25 protein-coding genes and 1 pseudogene are annotated in these 23,162 nt (G+C 42.5%); 15 read left to right on the forward strand and 11 right to left on the reverse strand.

Annotated features, from left to right (window positions below; all coding sequences use genetic code 11):
- Positions 1-74 precede the first annotated feature (74 nt).
- From rlmB to rplI, 4 genes are all read left to right on the forward strand, one after another.
- Entirely contained in the window at positions 75-815 is a 741-nt protein-coding gene (rlmB, locus tag BCU75_RS03045) for a 23S rRNA (guanosine(2251)-2'-O)-methyltransferase RlmB (protein ID WP_004735856.1), read from the forward strand.
- Between the two features lie 292 nt (positions 816-1,107).
- Positions 1,108-1,521, forward strand: coding sequence for a 30S ribosomal protein S6 (rpsF, locus tag BCU75_RS03050; RefSeq protein WP_004735855.1), 414 nt, complete (start codon positions 1,108-1,110; stop codon positions 1,519-1,521).
- Positions 1,522-1,653: 132 nt separating this feature from the next.
- The gene (gene rpsR / locus BCU75_RS03055) at positions 1,654-1,881 is read left to right on the forward strand and encodes a 30S ribosomal protein S18 (protein WP_000090472.1); all 228 of its coding nucleotides are present in this window, start codon (positions 1,654-1,656) and stop codon (positions 1,879-1,881) included.
- A 38-nt stretch (positions 1,882-1,919) separates the two neighbouring features.
- A complete protein-coding gene (gene rplI / locus BCU75_RS03060; RefSeq protein ID WP_004735854.1) occupies positions 1,920-2,372 on the forward strand; it encodes a 50S ribosomal protein L9 in 453 nt (150 codons plus the stop codon).
- A 253-nt stretch (positions 2,373-2,625) separates the two neighbouring features.
- On the opposite strand, the gene BCU75_RS03065 is transcribed toward rplI, so the two are convergent.
- The gene (locus BCU75_RS03065) at positions 2,626-3,522 is read right to left on the reverse strand and encodes a DUF481 domain-containing protein (RefSeq protein ID WP_102472892.1); all 897 of its coding nucleotides are present in this window, start codon (positions 3,520-3,522) and stop codon (positions 2,626-2,628) included.
- A 176-nt stretch (positions 3,523-3,698) separates the two neighbouring features.
- On the opposite strand from BCU75_RS03065, the gene BCU75_RS03070 reads away from it, so the two are divergent.
- From BCU75_RS03070 to BCU75_RS03080, 3 genes are read left to right on the forward strand one after another with little or no spacing between them, the layout of a single operon-like run.
- Positions 3,699-5,090 (forward strand): replicative DNA helicase, encoded by a 1,392-nt coding sequence (locus BCU75_RS03070; RefSeq protein WP_171309440.1) that lies wholly within the window; start codon positions 3,699-3,701, stop codon positions 5,088-5,090.
- Between the two features lie 6 nt (positions 5,091-5,096).
- Positions 5,097-6,182 carry an alanine racemase gene (alr, locus tag BCU75_RS03075; protein ID WP_076679111.1) on the forward strand — a complete coding sequence of 362 codons (1,086 nt, stop codon included), beginning with the start codon at positions 5,097-5,099 and terminating at the stop codon, positions 6,180-6,182.
- A 50-nt stretch (positions 6,183-6,232) separates the two neighbouring features.
- The gene (locus tag BCU75_RS03080; RefSeq protein WP_372201198.1) at positions 6,233-7,408 is read left to right on the forward strand and encodes a BamA/TamA family outer membrane protein; all 1,176 of its coding nucleotides are present in this window, start codon (positions 6,233-6,235) and stop codon (positions 7,406-7,408) included.
- A gap of 117 nt (positions 7,409-7,525) precedes the next feature.
- Here the strand turns inward: BCU75_RS03080 and BCU75_RS03085 are convergent, their stop codons facing one another.
- The gene (locus tag BCU75_RS03085) at positions 7,526-7,714 is read right to left on the reverse strand and encodes a secondary thiamine-phosphate synthase enzyme YjbQ (protein WP_425336920.1); all 189 of its coding nucleotides are present in this window, start codon (positions 7,712-7,714) and stop codon (positions 7,526-7,528) included.
- A 382-nt stretch (positions 7,715-8,096) separates the two neighbouring features.
- On the opposite strand from BCU75_RS03085, the gene BCU75_RS03090 reads away from it, so the two are divergent.
- The 3 genes from BCU75_RS03090 (at position 8,097) to BCU75_RS03100 (ending at position 10,550) form a co-directional block, all read left to right on the forward strand.
- Positions 8,097-8,861, forward strand: coding sequence for a hypothetical protein (locus BCU75_RS03090; RefSeq protein WP_102472894.1), 765 nt, complete (start codon positions 8,097-8,099; stop codon positions 8,859-8,861).
- 340 nt (positions 8,862-9,201) lie between these two features.
- Positions 9,202-9,879 (forward strand): hypothetical protein, encoded by a 678-nt coding sequence (locus BCU75_RS03095; RefSeq protein ID WP_102472895.1) that lies wholly within the window; start codon positions 9,202-9,204, stop codon positions 9,877-9,879.
- A 29-nt stretch (positions 9,880-9,908) separates the two neighbouring features.
- A complete protein-coding gene (locus tag BCU75_RS03100; RefSeq protein ID WP_102472896.1) occupies positions 9,909-10,550 on the forward strand; it encodes a hypothetical protein in 642 nt (213 codons plus the stop codon).
- Between the two features lie 213 nt (positions 10,551-10,763).
- Here the strand turns inward: BCU75_RS03100 and BCU75_RS03105 are convergent, their stop codons facing one another.
- The 6 genes and pseudogenes from BCU75_RS03105 to BCU75_RS03130 form a co-directional block, all read right to left on the reverse strand.
- Positions 10,764-11,165 (reverse strand): TetR family transcriptional regulator, encoded by a 402-nt coding sequence (locus BCU75_RS03105; protein WP_102472897.1) that lies wholly within the window; start codon positions 11,163-11,165, stop codon positions 10,764-10,766.
- A gap of 34 nt (positions 11,166-11,199) precedes the next feature.
- Positions 11,200-11,334 (reverse strand): hypothetical protein, encoded by a 135-nt coding sequence (locus BCU75_RS24660; protein WP_277868898.1) that lies wholly within the window; start codon positions 11,332-11,334, stop codon positions 11,200-11,202.
- Between the two features lie 74 nt (positions 11,335-11,408).
- Complete coding sequence (locus tag BCU75_RS03115; RefSeq protein WP_133148286.1) at positions 11,409-13,280, reverse strand: site-specific integrase; 1,872 nt, start codon at positions 13,278-13,280, stop codon at positions 11,409-11,411.
- 62 nt (positions 13,281-13,342) lie between these two features.
- The gene (locus BCU75_RS03120; RefSeq protein WP_102472900.1) at positions 13,343-15,046 is read right to left on the reverse strand and encodes a hypothetical protein; all 1,704 of its coding nucleotides are present in this window, start codon (positions 15,044-15,046) and stop codon (positions 13,343-13,345) included.
- Positions 15,047-15,093: 47 nt separating this feature from the next.
- The gene (locus BCU75_RS03125) at positions 15,094-16,272 is read right to left on the reverse strand and encodes a tyrosine-type recombinase/integrase (protein ID WP_102472901.1); all 1,179 of its coding nucleotides are present in this window, start codon (positions 16,270-16,272) and stop codon (positions 15,094-15,096) included.
- A gap of 78 nt (positions 16,273-16,350) precedes the next feature.
- Positions 16,351-16,614 (reverse strand): annotated as a pseudogene (locus BCU75_RS03130) (secondary thiamine-phosphate synthase enzyme YjbQ); the annotation flags it as partial.
- 326 nt (positions 16,615-16,940) lie between these two features.
- Between BCU75_RS03130 and pgi the strand changes: the two are divergent.
- Complete coding sequence (gene pgi, locus BCU75_RS03135; protein ID WP_102472902.1) at positions 16,941-18,593, forward strand: glucose-6-phosphate isomerase; 1,653 nt, start codon at positions 16,941-16,943, stop codon at positions 18,591-18,593.
- Positions 18,594-18,731: 138 nt separating this feature from the next.
- Here the strand turns inward: pgi and BCU75_RS03140 are convergent, their stop codons facing one another.
- On the reverse strand, positions 18,732-19,193 hold the full coding sequence (locus BCU75_RS03140) for a chemotaxis protein CheX (RefSeq protein WP_004735847.1): 462 nt from the start codon (positions 19,191-19,193) through the stop codon (positions 18,732-18,734).
- 17 nt (positions 19,194-19,210) lie between these two features.
- On the reverse strand, positions 19,211-19,669 hold the full coding sequence (zur, locus tag BCU75_RS03145; protein ID WP_076679115.1) for a zinc uptake transcriptional repressor Zur: 459 nt from the start codon (positions 19,667-19,669) through the stop codon (positions 19,211-19,213).
- Positions 19,670-19,915: 246 nt separating this feature from the next.
- Between zur and BCU75_RS03150 the strand changes: the two genes are divergently transcribed.
- Both BCU75_RS03150 and BCU75_RS24330 read left to right on the forward strand, forming a co-directional pair.
- Entirely contained in the window at positions 19,916-20,095 is a 180-nt protein-coding gene (locus BCU75_RS03150) for a hypothetical protein (RefSeq protein WP_102472903.1), read from the forward strand.
- Positions 20,096-20,254: a hypothetical protein gene (locus tag BCU75_RS24330; RefSeq protein ID WP_198593388.1), complete on the forward strand. Its 159-nt coding sequence runs from the start codon at positions 20,096-20,098 to the stop codon at positions 20,252-20,254. It abuts the gene before it with no gap.
- Positions 20,255-21,142: 888 nt separating this feature from the next.
- Here the strand turns inward: BCU75_RS24330 and BCU75_RS03155 are convergent.
- Positions 21,143-21,454, reverse strand: a complete 312-nt coding sequence (locus BCU75_RS03155; protein ID WP_102472904.1) for a tyrosine-type recombinase/integrase — start codon at positions 21,452-21,454, stop codon at positions 21,143-21,145.
- Positions 21,455-21,620: 166 nt separating this feature from the next.
- Here BCU75_RS03155 and dusA point away from each other — a divergent pair, with 166 nt between their 5' ends.
- The gene (gene dusA, locus BCU75_RS03160; protein WP_017080832.1) at positions 21,621-22,622 is read left to right on the forward strand and encodes a tRNA dihydrouridine(20/20a) synthase DusA; all 1,002 of its coding nucleotides are present in this window, start codon (positions 21,621-21,623) and stop codon (positions 22,620-22,622) included.
- A 262-nt stretch (positions 22,623-22,884) separates the two neighbouring features.
- Positions 22,885-23,106 carry an envelope stress response protein PspG gene (gene pspG, locus BCU75_RS03165; RefSeq protein WP_010434219.1) on the forward strand — a complete coding sequence of 74 codons (222 nt, stop codon included), beginning with the start codon at positions 22,885-22,887 and terminating at the stop codon, positions 23,104-23,106.
- Positions 23,107-23,162 lie beyond the last annotated feature (56 nt).

The raw sequence follows: 23,162 nt of genomic DNA on the forward strand, positions 1-23,162 counted from the left end.
AAATAAACAACACAGGGATGGGGGCATCGGGTTTGATGTCATTCATCTCTGAGCAATAAGAGTAACCAGAGACAATGAGTAACGAATTTATTTACGGTATTCACGCGGTGAAAGCCGTACTAGAAAAAGATCCAGCGCGCTTTATTGAAGCGTACGTGCTTAAAGGTCGTCAAGACGATCGTCTTCTTCCATTACTGAATCAACTGCAGCAATTTGGTGTGTCGATTCAACAAATGGGCCGTAAGCCGCTTGATGAAAAAGCACAGGGTGCAAATCACCAAGGTCTTATTGCTAAGGTGAAGCCTGCTAAGCAGCTTAATGAAACTCACCTAGACGATATACTAGCGCAGCACGAACAGCCTCTGCTGTTGGTTCTAGATGGCGTAACAGACCCTCATAACCTAGGTGCTTGTCTACGTAACGCGGATGCTGCGGGTGTGGCGGCTGTTATCGTACCTAAAGATCGCTCTTCGCCGCTAACGGCAACCGTAAGTAAGGTTGCTTGTGGCGCAGCTGAAACCGTTCCTCTAGTACGCGTAACCAACCTAGCTCGTACAATGCGTGCACTGCAAGAGCAGGGTGTATGGTTCGTGGGTACCGCAGGTGAAGCGACGCATGATATCTATCAAGCGAAGCTAACGGGCCCGCTTGCTGTTGTGATGGGTGCAGAAGGTGATGGTATGCGTCGTTTAACGCGTGAAACCTGTGATGACCTGATTAAGATTCCAATGTCAGGCAGCGTGTCGAGCCTCAACGTTTCGGTAGCATCAGGCATCTGTCTGTTCGAAGCGGTACGTCAGCGCCTAGCTCAATAGCGTTAAGCTTACTAAAAAGGCAAAACGACTCTAAGTCTATGAATTTATTAACGCTCATCACTTGCTGGTGGGCGTTTCTTTTTAGGCTGTTATGACGGAATCGTTTGGTTTGTCAGATGGCTAGATGGCGAAAGAAAAACTGTTTCATTATTAGCCAAATACCGCTTGCCAATACCGGGTTCTTTCTATAATATTTGCCGTCCTTAAAACTCGGTCATTTTTCTTTAGTTCCTTGCTTCCCTTGGACGACCGAGCCTTTCGTGGAAGCTAATAATCCGTAAGGAGCAACCAAATGCGTCATTATGAAATCGTATTCATGGTTCACCCTGATCAAAGCGAGCAAGTTGCTGGCATGATCGAGCGTTACACTGGTTCAATCACTGAAGCTGGCGGTACTATCCACCGTCTAGAAGACTGGGGCCGCCGTCAAATGGCTTACCCAATCAACAAACTTCACAAAGCTCACTACGTTCTTATGAACGTTGAAGCTGGCCAAGAAGTGATGGACGAGCTAGAAACTGCTTTCCGTTTTAACGATGCAGTTCTACGTAACATGATCATGCGCACTAAAGGCGCTGTGACTGAGCAATCTATCATGCTTAAGCAAAAAGAAGAGCGTGCAGAGCGTGCTCCTCGTCGTGATGACCGTGAAGAACGTGCACCACGTCGTGAAGAAGAAGCTAAGCCAGAAGCTGCTGCTGAGTAATTCTTTTTTGGCCTTTTAGGTCATTAAATTTTATTCAACTCGTTTAGGTATTTTCACTACAAGCATTTGCTTACGCTTATTTATAAGCCTGTGTTAATACCGCATTATTAAATTTAGATCAGGAGATAGCCCATGGCTCGTTTCTTCCGTCGTCGTAAATTCTGCCGTTTTACTGCAGAAGGCGTACAAGAGATTGACTACAAAGACGTAGCAACTCTAAAAAACTACATCACTGAAGCTGGTAAAATTGTACCTAGCCGTATCACTGGTACAAGTGCTAAATACCAACGTCAGCTAGCTCGCGCTATCAAGCGTTCTCGTTACCTAGCTCTACTACCGTACACTGACAAGCATCAGTAATCGGTAATAGTTAACAATAGTTTAAGAGGACTAAGATAATGCAAGTTATTCTACTTGATAAAATCGGTAACCTAGGTGGCCTTGGCGACCAAGTAAACGTTAAATCTGGTTACGCTCGTAACTTCCTTATCCCACAGGGTAAAGTAGTTATGGCAACTAAAGACAACGTTGCTATGTTCGAAACTCGCCGTGCTGAACTAGAAGCTAAAGTTGCTGAGCAACTAGCTGCTGCAGAAGCTCGCGCAGAGACAGTTAACACTCTAGAAGGCGTTACAATCGCTTCTAAAGCTGGTGACGAAGGCAAACTATTCGGTTCTATCGGTACTCGTGACATCGCAGATGCTATTACAGCAGCTGGTGTTGCAGTAGTTAAGAGCGAAGTACGCCTACCTGAAGGCGCTCTACGTAACATCGGCGAATTCGAAGTAAGCATCCAACTTCACTCTGAAGTTTTTGCTACTGCGAAAATCGCTATCGTTGCAGCTGAGTAATTTCAGTACCAAGACGAATTCTTTCTTTTGAAAGTTTTAAACACCAGCTTCGGCTGGTGTTTTTTTATGTCTGAAATATAGGAAAACATAGCGAAGGGTTATGGTAAGTAAAAAGCTTACAGTGATCTAAAAGCTCTTATTGCTGAACAGTCTGTTCTCAAGGTTAGAAGTGGCCTTAAGATTAGAACTGCTCTTGAGATTAGAATAGTTCTTGAGATTAGAGCTGCTCTTGATACTAGAGTTGCTCCTGAGATTAGAACTGAAAGAGCAGGTTAATCGATAGCACAGAGTCTTCTTTGCTTAATCCGTGAGGCACTTTATCGTGGTATTGACGAGAGTGAGCAATCTTCAGTGCGATATTGTCAGTAATATCGTTGATCGCTTCTAATTCAGTATCAAATTTCAGGTTACTGTGGCCAGAGACTAACGTCACATCAGCCTTGAGCTGCAAATTCTTCAACACCTGCCATGATGTATTCACATTGCCACGGAAAATCGCCTCTTCAACAATCTCTGGGAAGATGATGTCATCGTCGTCCAATTCATCGAGATTAGGTTCTTGGTAACGAAAACCCGGTCCGACTTCGACTTCCAACACAAACTCTTCAGTGTTCGAGAACTGATAACCCAAACCACTAGAGATTGTGTAGTCTTTAAAGTAAGCACTGTATCGTGAATCGACACCTTTAAAGCTGCCGTAAAGGTAGGTTTTAGGGCTTAACTTGTAGTCACTCTGAGCCGAGTAAGTCGATTGCCTTTTATCTTCTTCACCGTCTTTGTAGAGGTTGTAGTATTTCCATTCACCACTGGTTCTATGACGGCCAGCCGTATACTCACCGTTTAGGCGGGCATTTAGCGATCTTGAATCAGAATTACCAGTATGCGACTGATACCCAAATTCGACTTCCGTCTTGAGTGGGTTCGGCAGTTCTGTGTCACTCGTATCACTTGGTGCGATATCCATATCTTTTTCAGGTGCCGGTGCAACAACGGTCGGCTCAACAGCGGGTTCTGCTACTACTATAGAGTCGAGGATTGCATCGACAGAGGCTGTAGCATCATCAGCTAAGGCCAACGGAGAGCTCAGAAGACCGGTGCTTAGAAGACCAGAGCTTAACAGACCAGTGCTCAGAGCCAATAATTTGGACACGCATACCTCTAGTTGTACAGTGAGTGAATGGCAGGATCGTAATGCTACCCTTGGTTAATTCCGTCAGCAATAGGTAAATTCTTCCTGAAGAATAAAACAAACGCTTAGGAACGGATTACAAATGAGTGTTCTTGGGTATAATGAACGATCATTATTAGTTATTGAGTGTAGTCATAGTGGATACCAAAAGTCAGAAATCAGCCAACGATCAGGTGGACGCCATCAAGGTCCCGCCACATTCATTAGAAGCTGAGCAATCTGTTATTGGCGGTTTGTTATTGGATAACGAACGCTGGGATACTGTTGCTGAAAAGGTTGTGGCCAAAGACTTTTATAGCCGTCCTCACCGCCTGATCTTTGAAGCGGTAAAGGATATCCTTGAAGAAAGTTCTCCTCTGGATTTGATTACACTCTCTGAACATTTAGAGCTTCGTGAGCAGCTAGAAGACGTAGGTGGCTTTGCTTACCTTGCCGACCTAGCGAAAAATACACCAAGTGCCGCTAACATTAATGCGTATGCGGATATCGTTGCACAGCGAGCACTGGTTCGTAGCCTGATCGGTGTGGCGAATGAGATCGCGGATTCTGGTTATGATCCTCAAGGTCGTACATCGGAAGAACTTGTTGATCTGGCTGAAAGTAAAGTCTTCGCGATTGCAGAAGGCCGAGCAAGTGAAAATGAAGGCCCACAAAACGTTGATAGTATTCTAGAGAAGACTCTGGAACGTATCGAAATCTTATATAAATCGCCACAAGATGGTGTTACTGGTGTCGATACTGGCTTTAACGACCTCAACAAGAAAACTGCAGGCTTGCAGGGTTCAGACTTAATCATTGTTGCTGCGCGTCCATCGATGGGTAAAACCACCTTTGCGATGAACTTGTGTGAAAACGCGGCGATGAAGCAAGATAAGCCAGTGTTAATCTTCTCTCTAGAGATGCCAGCTGAACAGCTGATGATGCGTATGTTAGCGTCACTTTCTCGTGTCGACCAAACCAAGATTCGTACCGGTCAATTAGACGATGAAGATTGGGCGCGTATTTCGTCGAGTATGGGTATTCTGATGGATAAGAAGAATATGTATATCGATGACAGCTCGGGGCTAACACCAACAGAGGTGCGTTCGCGTGCTCGACGTATTGCTCGTGAGCATGATGGTATCTCTATGATCATGATAGATTACCTTCAATTAATGCGTGTCCCTTCATTGTCGGAAAACCGTACCTTAGAGATCGCCGAAATTTCGCGTTCCCTAAAAGCGCTAGCAAAAGAGTTGAACGTACCGGTTGTGGCACTTTCTCAGCTTAACCGTTCCCTAGAGCAACGTGCTGATAAGCGCCCAGTTAACTCGGACTTGCGTGAATCAGGTTCGATCGAGCAAGATGCCGATTTGATCATGTTTATCTATCGTGATGAGGTTTATAACCCGGATAGTTCACTGAAAGGCATCGCAGAGATCATCCTTGGTAAGCAACGTAACGGCCCTATCGGTTCGGTTCGACTTACATTCCAAGGTCAACACTCCCGATTTGATAACTATGCAGGCCCTGCATTTGATGATGAGTAATCGCTAATGACTTACATGAAAGCAGCGACGGCAAGCATTGACTTAAACGCGCTCGAACATAATCTTCACCAAATAAAATCGAAGGCTCCTCAGTGTAAGGTCATGTCGGTTGTGAAAGCGAATGGCTACGGGCACGGTTTACTGCATATCGCCAAGCACTCTAAAAACTCAGATGCTTTTGGGGTGGCGCGGATTGAAGAAGCATTGCAGCTTCGAGCTGGTGGTATTGTTAAACCCATTTTGTTGCTAGAAGGGTTTTACTCTTCGGGTGATTTACCCATCTTGGTGACTAATAACATCCAAACCGTTGTGCACTGCGAAGAACAGCTGAGCGCACTAGAGACCGCTGATCTGGAAACACCTGTCGTGGTATGGGTTAAGGTCGACAGCGGTATGCATCGTTTAGGGGTGCGTCCTGAGCAGTATCAAGAGTTTGTTGAGCGTTTACATCACTGCCCTAACGTCGCTAAGCCTTTACGCTATATGAGCCACTTTGGCTGTGCTGACGAACTAGATAGAACAACGACCGCTGAACAGACAGAGCTTTTCTTATCTTTGACGGATGGATGTGAAGGAGAGCGTTCACTTGCTGCCTCTGCGGGTCTATTGGCTTGGCCTAATAGCCACCTTGATTGGGTTCGACCTGGAATCATCTCTTACGGTGTTTCGCCTTTTGCTGATAAATCAGCGCAAGAACTTGGCTTTAAGCCTGTGATGACCCTGACCTCACACCTGATTGCGGTTCGCGATGTGAAAGCGGGTGAGAGTGTGGGTTACGGCGCTAACTGGACTAGCGAACGTGATACCAAAGTGGGTGTTATCGCGATTGGCTATGGGGATGGTTATCCACGTACTGCCCCAAATGGTACCCCTGTGCTTGTGAATGGACGTAAAGCGCCGATTGCAGGCAGAGTGTCTATGGACATGCTAACGGTTGATCTTGGGCCTGATGCGACTGATAAAGTGGGTGATGAAGCGACGTTGTGGGGTAAAGGTTTATCTTCGGAAGAAGTTGCAGAACATATTGGTACCATTGCCTACGAACTCGTGACTAAATTAACGTCTCGCGTCGCGATGGAATACGTGAAATAAAGATGTTCAAACGAATACCTCTACGTTGGTTAAGGTCTCGACATTGGTTAATGTCTGCAGTAACGGTACTGAGTATCAGCGTTTCTTCTTCAGCATTGAGTGAAGAAAAAGATTCAGCTTTTGTGCCGTTTTATTTCAGTACGGAAACCATGGGAAATACCTTTGGGGTTGCTGGTGTCGCAAAAGGTGTTTGGCAACCTCAAGCTGCTCTTTTTGGTATGGCACTCTATTCTGATAAAGACAGCTATGTCGGATTTTTATCGGCGTTTAATTTCGCCTTGTCTGAAAATATTTTGTTCAGCACTCAGATGTACCAAGCGCGTTTCAATGAGAACCCTTATTACATTGGTTCTCAAGGCGACAACGATTCATCGATTGATGACAAAACGATTGCCGATGGCTTAGAGCAAAACTATCAGTTTGAATTCAAGTATTTGTTACCTTGGGGCAATGTTGCGGAACATGGCTTACTAGGTGCATTTCAGCCAATCAAAGATGTAAGCTTTGCTTCACCGGTCGAGTCGGGTGTTAGCTCGATCATTTTCACGCCTTTTTATACCGCTCGAGAACTGGAAGGTCTAAATAATACCGAAGAGGCGACAGGCTTTAACTTAGCGTTTGATTGGGATAACCGTGATAGCACACGTAACCCAACCACGGGCTCTCATACTAACCTTGAGTTCACCACCGGCGCAGAAAGTTGGTCTAATGATGATTTATGGTTGAAGTGGACGTTCCAAAATAGTCAGTACTTCGCATTAGGCCCTTTAGGTGACCTGTTCGACCAACAAGTTGTGGCACTCGATTTCTATACTGCTGATACACCAACCTGGGATAACTGCTCTGGGCAAGATTGTGCTCGTCCACCGGAAACTGAACAAGCTCGACTTGGTGGTTTATATCGCTTACGAGGTTATACCGGAGGTCGCTACCACGGGCGTTCTGCGGTTCATTACTCTGCTGAGTACCGAGTGATTCCTGACTGGCAACCGCTTGGTGATATCCCGCTGATTAACTACTACGATTTGCCTTGGTGGCAATGGGTCGCGTTTGCCGAAGTCGGGCGTGTTGCTGATGAGTATGATATCAAAACATTGCACACGGACATGAAATGGAGCTTAGGCGGCGCGGTTCGCTTCCAAGTGGAAGGCATTGTCGTTCGTGCTGAGTTAGCTCGAGGCGGCGATGAAGGGACGTTTAGGGTCATGATAAACCAGCCTTTCTAACCTGGGCTTATCAACGAGAATACCTCATATTTTAAAAGGGTGGTACATAACTGTGCCACCCTTTTTGTTGTCTATCATTATGTTTATTAAAGGTATTCTATAGGTGGCCACTTAAGGTTACTCACCTTGAATAGTGGCAATCACAGTGCGGTTTCCACCACAATCTCGGTGCTCACCTAAGTATATGCCCTGCCATGTTCCTAAAGCTAAACGACCATTGGTAATGGGTATTGTCACACTGGTGCCAAGTGTCGATGCTTTAATGTGGGCAGGCATGTCATAAATATACCTTGTTTCATGTAACATTGGTTTAGCTTTTGATTTATATAGGATTTTTTATCGTTACACTTTTTGCCGCTATATAAAACCATAAGTCTGCTAAAACCAAGTTTCCAACACTTTAAAATCAATGCCTTATGTTAATTAGTTTGAATGCAATCTATCGGTTTCATTTTCTCGATACGACAGAATCGCTTGGTGATCACAAATAATTGACTGGTTGCCTCAAATCGGTTTTGCCCCATTATCGTTTTCGCGTATAAGTACGAGTTTGGAGATAACCGACTTTTTAATAACCACTAGGAAGGTAAGGGAAGTCAAAAAAATATTATTGATTCACTTACTGTGAGGGTGCTCTACATCGAGTAATCTAATTTAGAACTAAAGCATCAGAACAAGTGAGATAACAATGCATGTAACTATTTGTGAAACTGAATTGAAAAATCTACAGGTTCGTTGGGTTGAGGGAGAGATCTATCCAAATTTAGTGTGTTTAATTAGTGAATTATACAGTAGAAAGTATGAGCTTGATCAGGTATATCGTGAGTTAAAGCAAAAACTGAATAGCGAACAAATTGGGTATTTTTTTGAGAGTTATCTTCTTACCGTGAATGAGTGGAATCCTGAAAATATGAAGCAAGCACGAGAAGATAAAAAAGAGCTTAGTCGTATAAATAAGAGAATAACTAAATTAAGTGCAGAACTGGCTTCTTTACTGGATGAACGGAGTCAGTTGAACAATAGTTCTCATTTTAGATGTAACTCGATAGTAAGAATCTCGGATCTCATTACACTCACCGCAAATGGGAACGGTAATTATTCAAGCTTTATTAAAGATGACATAACACGTTTAGGAAACTTTGATTACGATCGATATTGGCCTTCCATTTCTAATCTTGTTCGTACTCTTGGAGTGGATGCGGAAAATTTAGATGTCTTCCCCACAAATGATCTCACCGAAGCAGTAACAAAATATAATCGCTCATCACCTCTAGACTTCCTTAGGGCTTTTCTTGAGGAGATAGAAAGCATAAAGAGTGAGCCTATAAAAAACATGCCAAATGATTTTTCATTAACCGATTCCTCTCACGCTGTATTAGTAGATTGTGGATTGAGGTTAAATGGAACTTTCACTGAAAATTCCGTTAAAACAATGAGATTTAACAGTAAGTAGACAATATTTAGTCAGTCGTTTTTGTGAGTGCCTAATTTAACGCATCGGCATTTGGTGCGTACTGAACCAAGCCTTTTAGTTAGTGCGATTTTACTCATCGCACTAACTCCTCACAACTGACTTTGCCATACCTGTAGTTATTGGTTGCTTTCTAATTTAGCAGAAGCACTAGCTCATTTAGGTCTAAGGACGTACCTGCACGAACACTGCTAGCACGTCTCTGTCCCTTTCCAAGCTAAAGTCTTTGCTCTTAACGTTCACCATATCGGTATTTTGGTCCCAGTATCGTATTTCCCCGTGATATATTGAACGAATATCTATTAAATATTGGAGGCTTTAAATGCTATTGTTCTTCCTTTTATTGGCAATGTCGGTGGTCTTTTTCTTACTTGCCAAGAGAAAATTTGATGCCCAAAAACGCGCTGAGAAAGATCCTTTTGATATCAGTAAATTTGAGTCTAAAGAAAACTTTGATGAAGCAAATGGCATTGCTTTAAGAATTAAAACACAGAAGCAATTAGATGCTTTAGATGAAAAGATCATGAAGATCGAAGAGCAGTCAGCAAATGCAATGTCAGAGAAAAGGCAGCAATCTCTCGATAAAAAAGTAGAGACTTTGAAATTAGCATATAGCATAGCACACTCTTACCTGTCCTACTGGCAGTTTATTGTTGATCTGGAACTAGACACAACCTTGGATGAACTAAATCTATTGGGCAAGAAAATTTCAAATGAAGAAAAACTAACCTTGACTGAAAGGGAGGCTGTTAGGTCAGAGGCATGGTTTATAGTTAGCCCTGATGATGAGTTCGAAGCCTTAGATCATGACGACAAAGAGAGCTTGAAGTTTCTTACTAAATTAAGAAAAATCGTTGAGTCTGAAGGCTCGACTACAGATAAAGACAAAAAAATAAATGCTCTTGTTGATAAAAACAAAAATATTGCAGCCAACTGGTTTGACATCGAACATGAAATACCTACCTCTGAGCAACTGTGGAAAGCGTTAACAAATCAATAAGCTATCGTCATGCACTACGAGGGAAATAAATGAAAATCCTTGGTTTGGTTTCACTAGGAATCGTGGCATTTGTTTTACTTGTTCTCAATCATGAGTTTCTCCTACCTAGAGAGCAAGCAGGGACGGTAGATGGTTGGTTAGGTTTTTCTGGCGGTCTCTTTGGTGGCTATTTAGCGTTTATTTCGGCTTATTATATCTACCGAAAACAGCGCCACGATAACGTCAGACCTATTTTAGTCATCGAAAAAGCTAGTACGCTTAGTGGCAATATGCTTCACGTTATACATCGGGATCTTGATGTCGATGCAAGACCACAAGTAGGTACTAAACAAGTTTCGATATGCATTAGAAATATTGGGTTAGGGGCTGCGTTAGATATCGAATGTGATGACAGCAGCAAGTATAAGCTCTACTACTCCTTGCCTGATGGATATGGTTGTGAAGTTCAAGAAACATTCGTACTGACTGGTATTGCCGATAACAAAGATGAAGTTCGTGATCTACTAGTGGAACTTCCTTCCCTTGTAGAACATGCCTCACGAATTGTCGAGTTCACGCTTACATATAGAGGAGCTTATGGGCAAAAGTATACAGTCACTGCGCAAGTGTTAATTGAAAGCACAGAGCAAATAAGTAGTGAGTTTTGGGTTAGGACGATAAAACGAACTTAACAAAGAATACTGGAGCAGATCTCACTTTTGCCTAGGTTGGCGTTGTTGTATATGCCAGCAAATTCGTTACTCGCTAGTTTAACAGTTTGTCAAACACGTCTCTGTCCACTTTTGAGTTACGACATCAGTAGACCGACAATACCAACAGTTCGCCTGTATGATCTGATCGTGACTAATCAGCGGATGTGTAAGATCTAGTTTGAGTTACTACATTTATGTGAATAGCGGGGTAACATTATCCGCTATCCCCAAACTGGCTCTCAGCTCTTTGTTTTCTCTCATAAGCGTGGCATTTACCGAGGCATTATTAGCTAACTTCTCGTTCAATTCAGCTATTTCTTCCTCTTTTTCCTTACACTTATCTTCCGCTGCCTTTAGCTTTTCACGTAAGGTTTCTATTCTATCTTTCGCTTGTTCTGAGCTAGACTTACCCATCACACGTTTGTATAAATCAGGCATATCACGCTGAATTAACGCTCGGCTAACGCCAGCTTCTCGCGCAACAGAAGACATTGTGAGTTTCTTGTTCTTAGGGTCTTTAGGTTTGCCTTTCTCAATCGCTACGATAGCTAGGCGTACCTTTTTGTGATTGGGTGATTCATTTTTGCTGCTCATTCTCTAATCCCGCTTTATAGTCATCAATTAGGCTTTAAATTTCGTCCACTAGGTCAACTGGCACTCGCAATACTTTGGTGTCAGGTTTTGTCTTTGGTCGTCCAGCACCTTTACGAGCGCCACCTCGACCCTTTTTGAGTTTTACACCATCTATATCGTCAATTGACATCTGGTTTAACTGGCTTTTATTGGATTTTTTGTCATTTTCATCCTGTTTGAAAAGAGTTACATCATTCAAAGCAATTATGATGCTTGCTGAATTTGATTGTTGTTACTCAATTCATCTTTCATGACTGCAACATCATAGCCCAATACGGTGAGAACCTTTTCTGCTCGTGCTAAGCCTTTTTGAGCAGACTCTCTACCTGCATCACCAATATCATCTAGGTCAACAAGATCAAGTTGTTGAATTAACATGCCTTCCCAGTATTTGACGTTGCGTTTATCTATGATTCCGTGGTCGCATTCATCACAACCTCCTTCCATGCACCCATCATCGTCATTTGTACACCAACCGATGCCAGTAGAGCGAAGTGGCAGCTTCATTGCCCTCGCCATTTCCTTATGGCTTCCATAGACCTTGATGTTTTCCTCGTTTGACCTGAACTCTTTGATATTATCCGCCACTGACCCGCCTGTAATTGGATAATCTAGAGCGAAGAAGTCCGAAAATATTTCTTCTTCTACAAACAGCTTCTCACGCAGGAGTTCTTCAAATAACTCTTGGTCTAAATCATCATTCGCAGCATAAAGTACAGTCATCGTGATTGACCAGTGCTTAAAGTGCTCTTTCAGTGCTCGTAAATCACCAAGCTCACTGTGTATTACGTAGTTTGCAAAGGTGCGTCTTAGTTGGTGAGCAGCTAAGTGCCAATCAACGCCAGCCATTGCGCAGAGGCTTTTGAGACTAATTTTAGTAATAGTGTTGGGGGATGGTATGGCAATTGGATTGCCTTTTTGGTTTTGAACCTTGGCTAAAATCAGGTGATTATTAATCCCGCTTAGACGTATGACTTCCTTATGGTTGCCCTGACTTTTCGCTTCTTTTAAATCTGCTTCGAGCTTGTCTTGATAAGGCTTTGAATAAAGTTCTAGTGTCTTGATTGCCTCAATCGCTATTTTTGGTGCTATCCATTCCGCTTTGCCCGTATGTGTTTTATCTGAGCTAGATTGAATGTAGTAAAACGTTTCTTCATCTTTCGTTTCTGTGCGGTAGTTTTTACCACCTTTCCCACGCAGTGAACGCTTGATATTCAAGACCTCGTGGATACGCATTCCTGTGGTAAATAAAAGCCAGAAGATGCAGCTATTTCTGAGTAATAGTAAGGCGTCATTTAAATCATCAAGCTTTTCAAATCCATCAGAAATACTTTGCAGGTATAGGCGTCTTTGCGTGTCTCGCCCATTCTTATTCTTAACCGTTGGCTCAAAAGCGCTGAGCTTCTCTCGCAAGTTTAATAATTCCGTTGCTCGATCTAGGTAGCCCTTGGTGTAAATCGCCAGCGTTGATAGCACAGCTTCGGGGATTATAAGGGTTTTGCCTTCTCTTATTTTTCGGGGATCTCCTTCGCCAGTTATTCCTGATTGCTCATAAGCACTTGAGCTTATCCAAGGGTGCGCCTTAACCCAATCAAACATTCTCCCATGACGGTATAGCTCTTCCACTGATACATACCTATTTGCTTTTGAATATGGCTTTAGGGGCTGTAACTCGCCTTTACGTTTAATCATTAACCCATTTACGTGCTGAACATATTCTTGAGCCAGAAAGGCATCAAAATCTCGCTTAGAGCGAAGGGGATTGGACTCAACCCAAGTTAGAAATGACAGAATATTTATACTAAGCCGTTTCAGAGAGCTGCCCCTTAATCCCATTTGTCGTCTCGACCACATCACCCATTTCGCCAATGATTTAAGAGTATTGCTTTGGATTGAGCTGAACCTTATGAATCGATCAGAAGACCTTGCACTTTTAATGAAATCTTCAAGTGGCAACTCCCATACATCTTCTTCAAATCGAGCGTACACAACGAACTGACCATCTTCGAGGGTGGAGTAAGCAACAACGCCCATTAACGCTTCAATTTGTGCCTGTGTTGGGTTGTCACCCAACATTTCTAGCGTTGGACACTTTTGCTTTTCTAGCTCTTTTGCACTTAGCGCATTCTGGACATTAATCATTTTCCAACCCTCAACATGTCTAAGTTTTTCCAAAAAGGATGCGGTGTTGTTCTTGCTTTTTCTTTCATGATTTGAACTTGTGGAATCGCATTTAATTCAATGAATCGAGGCTCTATGTGCTCGTCAATTACTCTCAGAATGTCTTTGAGGTACTTCTTCCAGTTCTTGCGACCAAAGTTATCCCTGTTGCGAACAACTGCCCAGTAGAAGCTGTAGAGCTTCCAAAGGTCATCCAGCGTGATAACAAAGCTTTTACATCGGAAGCACCCCAAAAAATCAGCACATATTTTTCCATTCTTGGGCGCTCTATCGCCATACTTAGTATCTTTACACGTACCCACTGGCGTTTTTTCTTCTCCTTCACTCAAGATATTGACCACTCTAATTTCTGCGGCACGACCAAGATTTTTCTTTGCCTCTTCTGGCGCTCGCAGGTAAAGGTCTGTTGTGCTTTGGTGTTGATGTCTTGCGGCGTGTGCTGCCGCGACTAAGTCCTCACCTGATAGCTCGTAAATCCCATTAATAAAGGTCTTGCGGATGCGACTCGCGTTCACTGTGATTGGATTGCCATCTTCATCTATTAGGTTGTAGTCCTTAACCAATGATTTTATGTGGTGAAGAAGTATATTTGCTGTAAGTGAGGTGGTCGATCCAACGTTACTAGCACTTGTTGAGGTGTACGTGAGCAATAAATCCGTGTTTAGCTCTTCTCTGCTCGAAGCGTTGAGTTTAGTGATAGTTTCAATAAATAGCGCCACATCCAATTTAACCCCCTGAACAATGTCAATGTCTTCACTCTTACGTAAGTTGTGCAACTGAGTGGCATTACCTCGGCGTTTAAATAAGGTCAACAGCCGCCTGTTGGGCTTTAATGGGTGATCAGATAAGGAAGTCACTGACATTTCAAGGAGTGGGGTGGTATTAACCCCTGTCTGCATCGCAATCGCCAAAACCAATACTGTTAGTTCATATGCTGATAATGGAGCTTCTCTGTCTTTTTTAATGATAGGCTTAATGGCTCGTTTCAATGCAATAACGAGTTGTTTTTTCTCATGCGGAGCAAAAGGGCTTGCGCCGCCACCGCTACGTTGATTTGATTTTGGGTAGGGGTTAGGTTTAAAACAGCCTTCCACGTAATCAGGTGAGGCATCCCAATACCCTTTGGTTTTCATCGCATGTAAAAGAGATTTTGTATTGCTGTAGAAATTTTTTTGAGAGCGGTATGACAGATTACCTTCGCCACCTTTTTTCTTAAGCGTCTTTAAATGTGTATGAAAGTTATCCATTAGCTCTCGTGATATATCTGCTTGAGATAAATCATGTCCTTTATGCTGGCGATAAAGAGGTAGGTAGTCTGTTAGATAGTAAAACCCATTTGCTAAATAACCTCGAATAGTATTTTGAGAGCTGCCACTTGAAATAGCAGAGTCAAGTAATGCCTTAATCGTGTAATAGACACGATTGACTAAGTCATCAAACCCTTGACCATAAAAGGGTTCAAAGTCGATGTTCGCCCCGCTACCACCTTTCGCCCCCAAGGCTGGGAAATTAACCATTGCTCTGATTGGTCGAACAATCTCTAGGTTGCCAGCACCTTGAATTGTATCTTCCTTTACGTGCTGTAGTACGAACTTATCTAGGCTGACTTTGCGGGATTTTTTCTTGGGCATGATAATGTCTTTTGACTCTTGTAACGCCAATCATATTAGATGGCTCTGAATGTTGTTATAAGCTTCTTTAGTGTTTTTTATGCACATAAGCCTTGAACAGAAATCTCATTGATTTGGTCTTGATATTCCAGCGCCAAATCGTCCATCAAGTCATTCACGATTTCGAGGTATATCATGGTTGTAGTGATGCTTGAGTGTCCAAGCCTTCGCTGTAGATACATCAGCGGTTCAAACTTGCCTTGTTTACGATCTTGTAAGCCTTTTAGCGTGTGACACGCGTAGGTGTGGCGCAGCTTGTGAGGGTTCACTTTAAAATCCAACCCTAAGTCGTTCAGAGCTTTATTGAAGCCCGAACCCACTTTCCATTCTGTGTTGTCATTCGTGTTGAGGAATAACAAATCACTATGGAAAACAGGGTTCCCTTTTTTATTTGTGCCATGTGACATCACTTGTTCGTGGCGGATTGTTTGGGTGTAATTCCACAGGTCTTTCATAAGACGGTGAGGAATGTGTATAACACGCTCTTTTTCACCCTTCGTTCGGTTAATTTCAACTCTGTAGATGGCTCTACCTTCTACTGGGTTACGTATTAGATCCAAGGGAAACAGTAGTAATTCTTTCTTTCTAATTCCTGCCTGTAGACAGAGCCTTGTCATGAGTTTAACTACAGGGTTTTTAATGGCACTTAAAAGCTCTTGAACTTCCTCTTTTGAAAGAAATTTAGGCAGCTTTTTAGGCGTATTTAGCATGACATCAGGGCTTAGTACCTCACCAGCATCACTCTTGGTGTGGGCAAGGAAATCATGTTTGTTTTTGCTTGTTTTGATACTAATCAGAGAGTAAGGGAGTTCTGATACCCAACCTTGCCCAACCGCAAATTCATAGAAGCGCACGATGGTTCGTAGATGCTGATTCACAGAGCTACTCTTCATTCCATCATCGAGGCTAGCATCACGGTAGACAGCTAGAATCATCTCAGTAATGCCATCGTCACTCATATCAGTCCAATCCAACCCATTATCTTCGATGAAGGTAAAGTAACTCACTAGATGTGCAGCATAGGTCTTCCATGTTTCTCTGCTCTTAATTCTTCCACTTTTAATTAATAGAAATTCTAGAAACTGATGACCTTCTTCAAAGAGAGTGCCTGACAGAGTACCAATGTCTGCATTTGAGTGAGACCAAAGTAATAGAGGGAAGTTAGTATAAGGATAACCTTTGATCCTAAATTCTGATGTAGAACTAACTGAAACCATATAATGTGCCACCTTCAATAAATGATCGTTATGAGTTAACCATCATACTTTATTTGTTACAGTTAGTCCTCTATTTATCATATCATCATCGCCTTCATAGGTGTGTCTGTAATAGGGTGCTCGCTCAGGTACAAACTTATTAAAGTGTGATTCCATATCGGTACGGACGGTAGGATCAGCGTTCTCGTTTAGCGTGAGGCTAGCAGAGGTATGTTGGATAAAAAGATGTAATAAACCAACAGATAGAGAATTGATATCGTGTATCTGTTGTTCAATTTCATCAGTAATGAGATGGAATCCACGCTTTCGTGCATTTAGGTGTATAGTCTTCTGAGTCCACATACGCCATCCTTTATAATGTATTTGGAAAAAAAGTGGTTTAACGTTATCTTTTGAACTTGAATTTATCAGGTATCGCTCACATTTAATTATGTTAGAGCTAGAGTCTGTACCGATTCTTGTATCAGGAAATCGAATCCTGATTTATCTCAAGGTACAGCTCTTCATATGCGGCATAATACGTCGTGAAAAAAAATTACAAAGAATCTTTCAGTGGTGACGCGGTTTGGTCATCTCAGAAAAATATAAACTTTCGCCTAATCGGGGGTTCTATTCATCACCCAGGTGACGTTTAGAATAAAACCTACAGTAACATCGGGATAGATACCATGTTGAAAAATATCAACCCAACGCAAACACAAGCGTGGAAAGCTCTAACTGCACATTTTGAGTCTGCTCAAGATATGGACATGAAAGAGCTGTTTGCTCAAGATGCAAAGCGTTTCGAGAGCTTTTCTACTCGTTTCGGTTCTGACATCTTAGTGGATTACTCTAAGAACCTTATCGATGCTGAAACAATGCAGCACCTATTTGCTCTTGCGAACGAGACTGAAGTTAAGTCTGCAATTGAAGCAATGTTCGGCGGTGATGCAATCAACAAGACTGAAGGTCGTTCAGTACTTCACACTGCTCTACGTAACCGCAGCGACAAGCCAGTAATGGTTGATGGCAAAGACGTAATGCCAGCAGTGAACGCAGTACTAGCGAAAATGGAACTTTTCACGCACCGCATCGTTTCTGGTGAGTGGAAAGGTTACACAGGTAAAGAGATCACTGATGTAGTTAACATCGGTATCGGCGGTTCGGACCTTGGTCCATACATGGTGACTGAAGCACTTACGCCATACAAAACTCGCCTGAACATGCACTTTGTTTCTAACGTAGATGGCACTCACATTGTTGAGACACTTAAGCCTCTTAACCCAGAGACAACGTTGTTCCTAGTGGCATCTAAGACATTTACTACTCAAGAAACAATGACGAATGCACACTCTGCTCGTGATTGGTTCCTGGCTGAAGCGGGTGATGACGCACACGTCGCTAAGCACTTCGCAGCGCTATCAACTAACGCAACTTCAGTTGCTGAGTTTGGTATTGATACTGACAACATGTTCGAATTCTGGGACTGGGTTGGTGGTCGTTACTCACTATGGTCTGCAATCGGCCTTTCTATCTCTCTTTCTATCGGCTTCGATAACTTCGCTGAGCTACTAGATGGCGCACACGAGATGGATAACCACTTTGCTTCAACGGAATTTGAAAGCAACATTCCAGTGATCCTTGCGCTTATTGGTGTTTGGTACAACAACTTCCATGGCGCTGAGTCAGAAGCGATTCTACCTTACGATCAATACATGCACCGTTTTGCTGCTTACTTCCAGCAAGGTAACATGGAATCAAATGGTAAGTTCGTTGACCGTGAAGGCAACCCAGTAGAATACCAAACAGGTCCTATCATCTGGGGTGAACCTGGTACTAACGGCCAACACGCTTTCTACCAACTGATTCACCAAGGCACTAAGCTGATCCCATCAGACTTTATTGCTCCTGCTATCAGCCACAACCCAGCATCTGATCACCACCAGAAGCTAATGTCTAACTTCTTTGCTCAAACTGAAGCTCTAGCATTCGGTAAGACAAAAGAGACAGTAGAAGCTGAATTCCTAGTGGCTGGCAAAACAGCTGAAGAAGTGGCTGAGCTTGTACCTTTCAAAGTATTTGAAGGTAACCGTCCAACGAACTCAATTCTTGTTAAGCAAATCAACCCTCGCTCTTTAGGTAACCTAATCGCGATGTACGAGCACAAGATCTTTGTTCAAGGCGTTATCTGGAACATCTTCAGCTTCGACCAATGGGGTGTAGAACTTGGTAAGCAACTAGCAAACCAAATTCTTCCTGAGCTTGCTGACGATGCTCAAGTAACCTCTCACGACAGCTCAACTAACGGTCTAATCAACGCATTTAAAGCGCTGAAAGCTTAAGACTGTTTAAGTAACACCAAGTAATAACTGTAAACGCCAACCTTTCGGTTGGCGTTTTTTATGTCCGTTGATTTTATGGCAATAAAAAAGGCTGACGTATGTACGTCAGCCTTTCATTTTTTATTTACTCGATTGTCTCTATTCGAAACAGATCTCGATGAAGGCGTTACCCCACTGAGATGTGAAAGGCATGATGATAATAGCACCTTCACATTTATGACGAATGGTGTGGCCTTTTCCTGAAACAACGATTGGCGTTGCCATGTCGAAATCAAAGCCGCTTTCTGCAAGAATACGTTTTGCTCCACCAGTCACCATGTTAGTGATTTCACCCACCATATCAGTCACTTCTTCGTTCAAGCCATTTGGTCGTTCACCCAACATGTTTTCCATGATTTCTAGGGCAAGACCTTCATCAAAAGTGATCGACATTGAGCCGCGAGATTGTGTGCCAACCATACCAATTAGGCCGGATACATCACCACGAGCGATCTCATCTTTCTTAACTCTTGGTTTTTGTGGCTTTAATTCTAGAGAAGCCATCGTTTTTAATACGTTCATCAAAGAAGCTAAAAACGGGTTTACAAATTCAGCGCGCATAATGTTCTTCTATAATCTTATTCTTTCATATCGGAGGAGCAAGTTTGGCAAATGCCATGCGACTCAATGACTTGATTAGTCAATTTAAAGCCATGCTTCTCAGCGTTACTAGCGAGTAGAGTGACAAGCGCATCGTCTTGTAATTCTACCACAGTGCCACATTTATCGCAGATCAGTAGTTGGGAGAAATGTTTATTGGCATTGCAAGAACAGCAGCATATAAAGCTATTGGTTGATTCAACTCGGTGAATGAAACCTTGTTCCAACAAGAAATCCAAAGCGCGATATACTGTCGGAGGCTTGGCTTGTGGTTCACTGACTTTCAATTGCTCTAACAATTCATAAGCACTAGAGGCTTTTTTATTAGAGAAAATGAGCTCAAACACTCGCTTTCTCTGAGGTGTTAATCTAACGCCTCGAGATCCGCATATCCCTTCAACTTGCTCTATTAATGTGTGGTCCAAATTTTTCACCATTCAATCGGACATCCCTATTCAAACCCTATTTCTAGGTTACTACGTTTTGGGAGCCAATGATTTCTATTAAAGTCAGGTACAGAGCGTATTGTGACCCACGACTTTGAATAAGACAAGGTAACTCAAAATGACAGTGTGACTCAAGGCATAACTGATTAATGAGGCTGAATTAGAGATCTGGTGAATATGTTTATAAAAAAATGTGCAATAAGTTGCTTTTATAAAAAGTTTTAAATCGACATTAGCTTGTCATCAACCAAAAAGGGTTTAGCGTTACTTGGCGCGGGAGCTGCTTTGGTAGCTGGCCACCCTGAACTTATCACCGCTAGCGTATCGGCAGACGGTGTTCAATTCGATGGCATTATTGGCACAAGTGCTCCAATAGTATTTGGCCTATGGGAAACCCTACGCAATGAGTTCAAGTAAATGGCAGAGTACCAAACATTAATAATAGCCATTGTTAGTGCTTTATCTAGTGGGGTTGGGGTAGGCATTACACTAAAAACTGATGTTAAGTGGTTGCGCTTAATGATGGAAAAGATGGATGGGCGTATTACAAGGCTCGAAAGTGGTAAAGGAGCATGAAAAAGACAGCCTTATGGCTGTCTTTTCAGTTATTCTTTAATCAAGTCTACGACAGCATTGACGCAATAGATTAGGCCCTTGACAAAGAAACTCGGTCTTAACTTGAAAATAGTAAAGCCCGTATCGAACACCTCACGCAGTAAAGCTTTGGTGCTTTTGGACAACATAATTACACCTTTATAGTTGTGTTAATTTTATTGCCAAGCCTGTATCCACGATCTATAGTCTCGGTGTCAGATATTGAGATTTAGATATCTAGTAGTCACTTTTTGAGTAATTGGCGTTACTCTAGACTTGGCTTCGAATTCGAACCCTGCCTTTTGGTGGGGTTCTTCGTTTCTGCTTAAATAAACAACATCGCCTGTATAACTCTCCTTTGTATATTGTGAATAAAAAAAACACTATATAGTGTGCTTCCCCGTATTACGGATTACAAGATAGTGCTACAACTGATATTTTTCAAGGTAAAGAAATGGGAGTACTTGTGGATAAGTGGTTAATTGAAATAAAACTGTAAGTGACTACTTACTGACGGTCATATGGGCGGCTTGATTGTACGAAAACAGTTCTTTAATGATGCTTTATTTTTGCACGTCTATAAAAAATAATCCCTTGACCTTTAATCAAAATCCATAACCTTATTATTTAGTTGGTATTGCATTTAAGTGGCTAAATTTTGGGAGTTTTTATGGTGAATCAGCGTGAATACATTACGGTGCGATAAAGTTGAAAGCCCTATTGCCCGTAAATATTGAAGATAATTTAGAGAGTGCCTTAAGCAGCCATGAAATAGTGAGCTTTTAAGTTCGCCCACTAGATCCCACTAAAAGGTCTACAACAAAAACTTTGCTATCTACTAAGACCTAGCTTCTGTACGCCAAATTACACTTAAGGTTGTGTCTTTTTATGTAAGTTTTGCGGAAACAGCTGTGTATAAACTTGCCACAAAATGTTCAAGTTTCGGTGCTCAGTTACTTGGGCTACTTCTTCAATCGAATAGCCCTTCTCAAATAATCGACTTGCTCCCTCTTTTTGTAATTCGTGATACCTCAAATCCTCGATACCCAATTCATTTATTACTCGCTGAAAAGCTGCACTAACACTACGTGAGTTGTAAGGGAAAATAAGTTCGTCTTTGTTCCTGAATGTTTTCGATTCCCTGTGTATAATCGCCCAATTATTTTTGACTACAATGTCCACTGTGAAGCGTGATTCACCGCTTTGAAGTGTTCTTTTTTTAATGCTAAACGATGCCTTCGTTCTACCCCATCAATACGTACTATATGCGTACTGAACGGGTGAGTTTGCGGCAGAACTAGCGAGTTTCTGTATATATATGCAGTGTATAGATTTTGAGTAACGCTTTATGAAACCTGACAATACCAGTAAATACGCGGCTAACCGCTTATCCGTTGCACCCATGTTGGATTGGACTGACCGCCACTGTCGTTACTTTCACCGTTTGCTTTCTCAGCAGACGCTTCTGTACACGGAAATGATAACAACAGGTGCGATCTTACATGGTAAGGGCGACTTTCTAGAATATAACGAGCAAGAACATCCTCTTGCACTTCAACTCGGTGGTTCAAACCCAGTTGATTTGGCGGCGTGTGCCAAGCTTGCTGGTGAGCGTGGCTATGATGAAATCAACCTTAATGTCGGTTGCCCTTCCGACCGAGTTCAGAATGGTCGCTTTGGTGCTTGCCTGATGGCTGAGCCTGAGCTGGTGGCAGATTGTGTGTCGGCGATGAAAGAGGTTACTGATATTCCAATTACCGTGAAAACGCGTATTGGTATCGACGACCAAGACTCTTATGAGTTCTTAACTAAGTTTGTTTCGACGGTTTCTGAAAAAGGCGGCTGTGAGCAATTTACTATTCACGCGCGTAAAGCATGGTTGAGTGGCCTTAGCCCGAAAGAGAACCGAGAGATTCCACCGCTAGATTACGATCGTGCATACCAAATCAAGAAAGATTTCTCTGATCTTGTTATTGCCGTGAATGGTGGCGTTACTACTCTTGAGCAAACTAAAGAGCACTTGCAACACCTTGATGGTGTGATGATCGGTCGTGAGGCTTACCATAGTCCGTTTATCTTGGCTGAAGTTGATCAACAGATTTTTGGTTTGGATACGCCAATTAAGAAGCGCTCACAAGTAGTTGAAGAGATGTATCCGTACATCGAACGTGAACTTTCAAATGGTGCAAGCTTAGGACACATCTCTCGTCATATGCTTGGTTTGTTCCAAAGCATGCCGGGCGCAAGACAGTGGCGTCGCTACATCAGTGAAAACGCACATAAGAAAGGTGCAGGTATCGAAGTGATGCAGACAGCATTGGCTAAGATTCCTAAAGAGCTAAACGTATAACCTCCTTCGAGGTTAAAAGTTCGAGCTTAAAAGCCAAAGCTAAAAACCCAAGCTTAAAAACCTAAGCTTAAAATCTTAAGGCTAAATTCGCCACTAGAGGCTAAATTTGCCATTGATAGTTTCTTTAAAAGCCACGCATTTAGATGTGTGGCTTTTTATTTGCCTGATAAGTAAGGGTTTTATTGTTTTTACTAACTTGGTATGGAAGCTGCAATGTTAGAAAGTAGGAAAGATAGGTCATTAACTCATTAGGGAGACCATTATGTTTGAATTAATCTTTGTTCTTATTTTCGTCGCAACTCTACTTGTCACAGGTATCACGTTTATGACGGTATTGGCTGCAACCGGAATCGCGTTAGCAGTCATGTTGGTCTTAGGTATGATGGGCGTCGTGTTTAAGTTGCTGCCTTGGTTAATCGTGATTGCATTGGGTATCTGGTTTTTCAAAAACTTTGTACACAGTTCTAACCAAAGACGTTACTAAGGTCATGGTGTCGTCAAATCTTTGATCGTCAGCGGTTTATCGTTTTAGAATTTAAG

This window comes from Vibrio splendidus (assembly GCF_002873455.1).
Taxonomy (GTDB): domain Bacteria; phylum Pseudomonadota; class Gammaproteobacteria; order Enterobacterales; family Vibrionaceae; genus Vibrio; species Vibrio splendidus_J.

Bases quoted from the DNA above. Each gene is read 5' to 3' on its own strand.
- pspG (WP_010434219.1), top strand. From the start codon at position 22,885: ATGTTTGAATTAATCTTTGTTCTTATTTTCGTCGCAACTCTACTTGTC.
- rpsR (WP_000090472.1), top strand. From the start codon at position 1,654: ATGGCTCGTTTCTTCCGTCGTCGTAAATTCTGCCGTTTTACTGCAGAA.
- rlmB (WP_004735856.1), top strand. From the start codon at position 75: ATGAGTAACGAATTTATTTACGGTATTCACGCGGTGAAAGCCGTACTA.
- BCU75_RS03080 (WP_372201198.1), top strand. From the start codon at position 6,233: ATGTCTGCAGTAACGGTACTGAGTATCAGCGTTTCTTCTTCAGCATTG.
- BCU75_RS03095 (WP_102472895.1), top strand. From the start codon at position 9,202: ATGCTATTGTTCTTCCTTTTATTGGCAATGTCGGTGGTCTTTTTCTTA.
- BCU75_RS03085 (WP_425336920.1), bottom strand. From the start codon at position 7,714: ATGTTACATGAAACAAGGTATATTTATGACATGCCTGCCCACATTAAA.
- dusA (WP_017080832.1), top strand. From the start codon at position 21,621: ATGAAACCTGACAATACCAGTAAATACGCGGCTAACCGCTTATCCGTT.
- BCU75_RS03125 (WP_102472901.1), bottom strand. From the start codon at position 16,272: ATGGTTTCAGTTAGTTCTACATCAGAATTTAGGATCAAAGGTTATCCT.
- BCU75_RS03140 (WP_004735847.1), bottom strand. From the start codon at position 19,193: ATGCGCGCTGAATTTGTAAACCCGTTTTTAGCTTCTTTGATGAACGTA.
- BCU75_RS24330 (WP_198593388.1), top strand. From the start codon at position 20,096: ATGGCAGAGTACCAAACATTAATAATAGCCATTGTTAGTGCTTTATCT.
- pgi (WP_102472902.1), top strand. From the start codon at position 16,941: ATGTTGAAAAATATCAACCCAACGCAAACACAAGCGTGGAAAGCTCTA.
- BCU75_RS24660 (WP_277868898.1), bottom strand. From the start codon at position 11,334: ATGTCAATTGACGATATAGATGGTGTAAAACTCAAAAAGGGTCGAGGT.
- BCU75_RS03105 (WP_102472897.1), bottom strand. From the start codon at position 11,165: ATGAGCAGCAAAAATGAATCACCCAATCACAAAAAGGTACGCCTAGCT.
- BCU75_RS03115 (WP_133148286.1), bottom strand. From the start codon at position 13,280: ATGTTGGGTGACAACCCAACACAGGCACAAATTGAAGCGTTAATGGGC.
- zur (WP_076679115.1), bottom strand. From the start codon at position 19,669: ATGGTGAAAAATTTGGACCACACATTAATAGAGCAAGTTGAAGGGATA.
- alr (WP_076679111.1), top strand. From the start codon at position 5,097: ATGACTTACATGAAAGCAGCGACGGCAAGCATTGACTTAAACGCGCTC.
- BCU75_RS03090 (WP_102472894.1), top strand. From the start codon at position 8,097: ATGCATGTAACTATTTGTGAAACTGAATTGAAAAATCTACAGGTTCGT.
- rplI (WP_004735854.1), top strand. From the start codon at position 1,920: ATGCAAGTTATTCTACTTGATAAAATCGGTAACCTAGGTGGCCTTGGC.
- rpsF (WP_004735855.1), top strand. From the start codon at position 1,108: ATGCGTCATTATGAAATCGTATTCATGGTTCACCCTGATCAAAGCGAG.
- BCU75_RS03100 (WP_102472896.1), top strand. From the start codon at position 9,909: ATGAAAATCCTTGGTTTGGTTTCACTAGGAATCGTGGCATTTGTTTTA.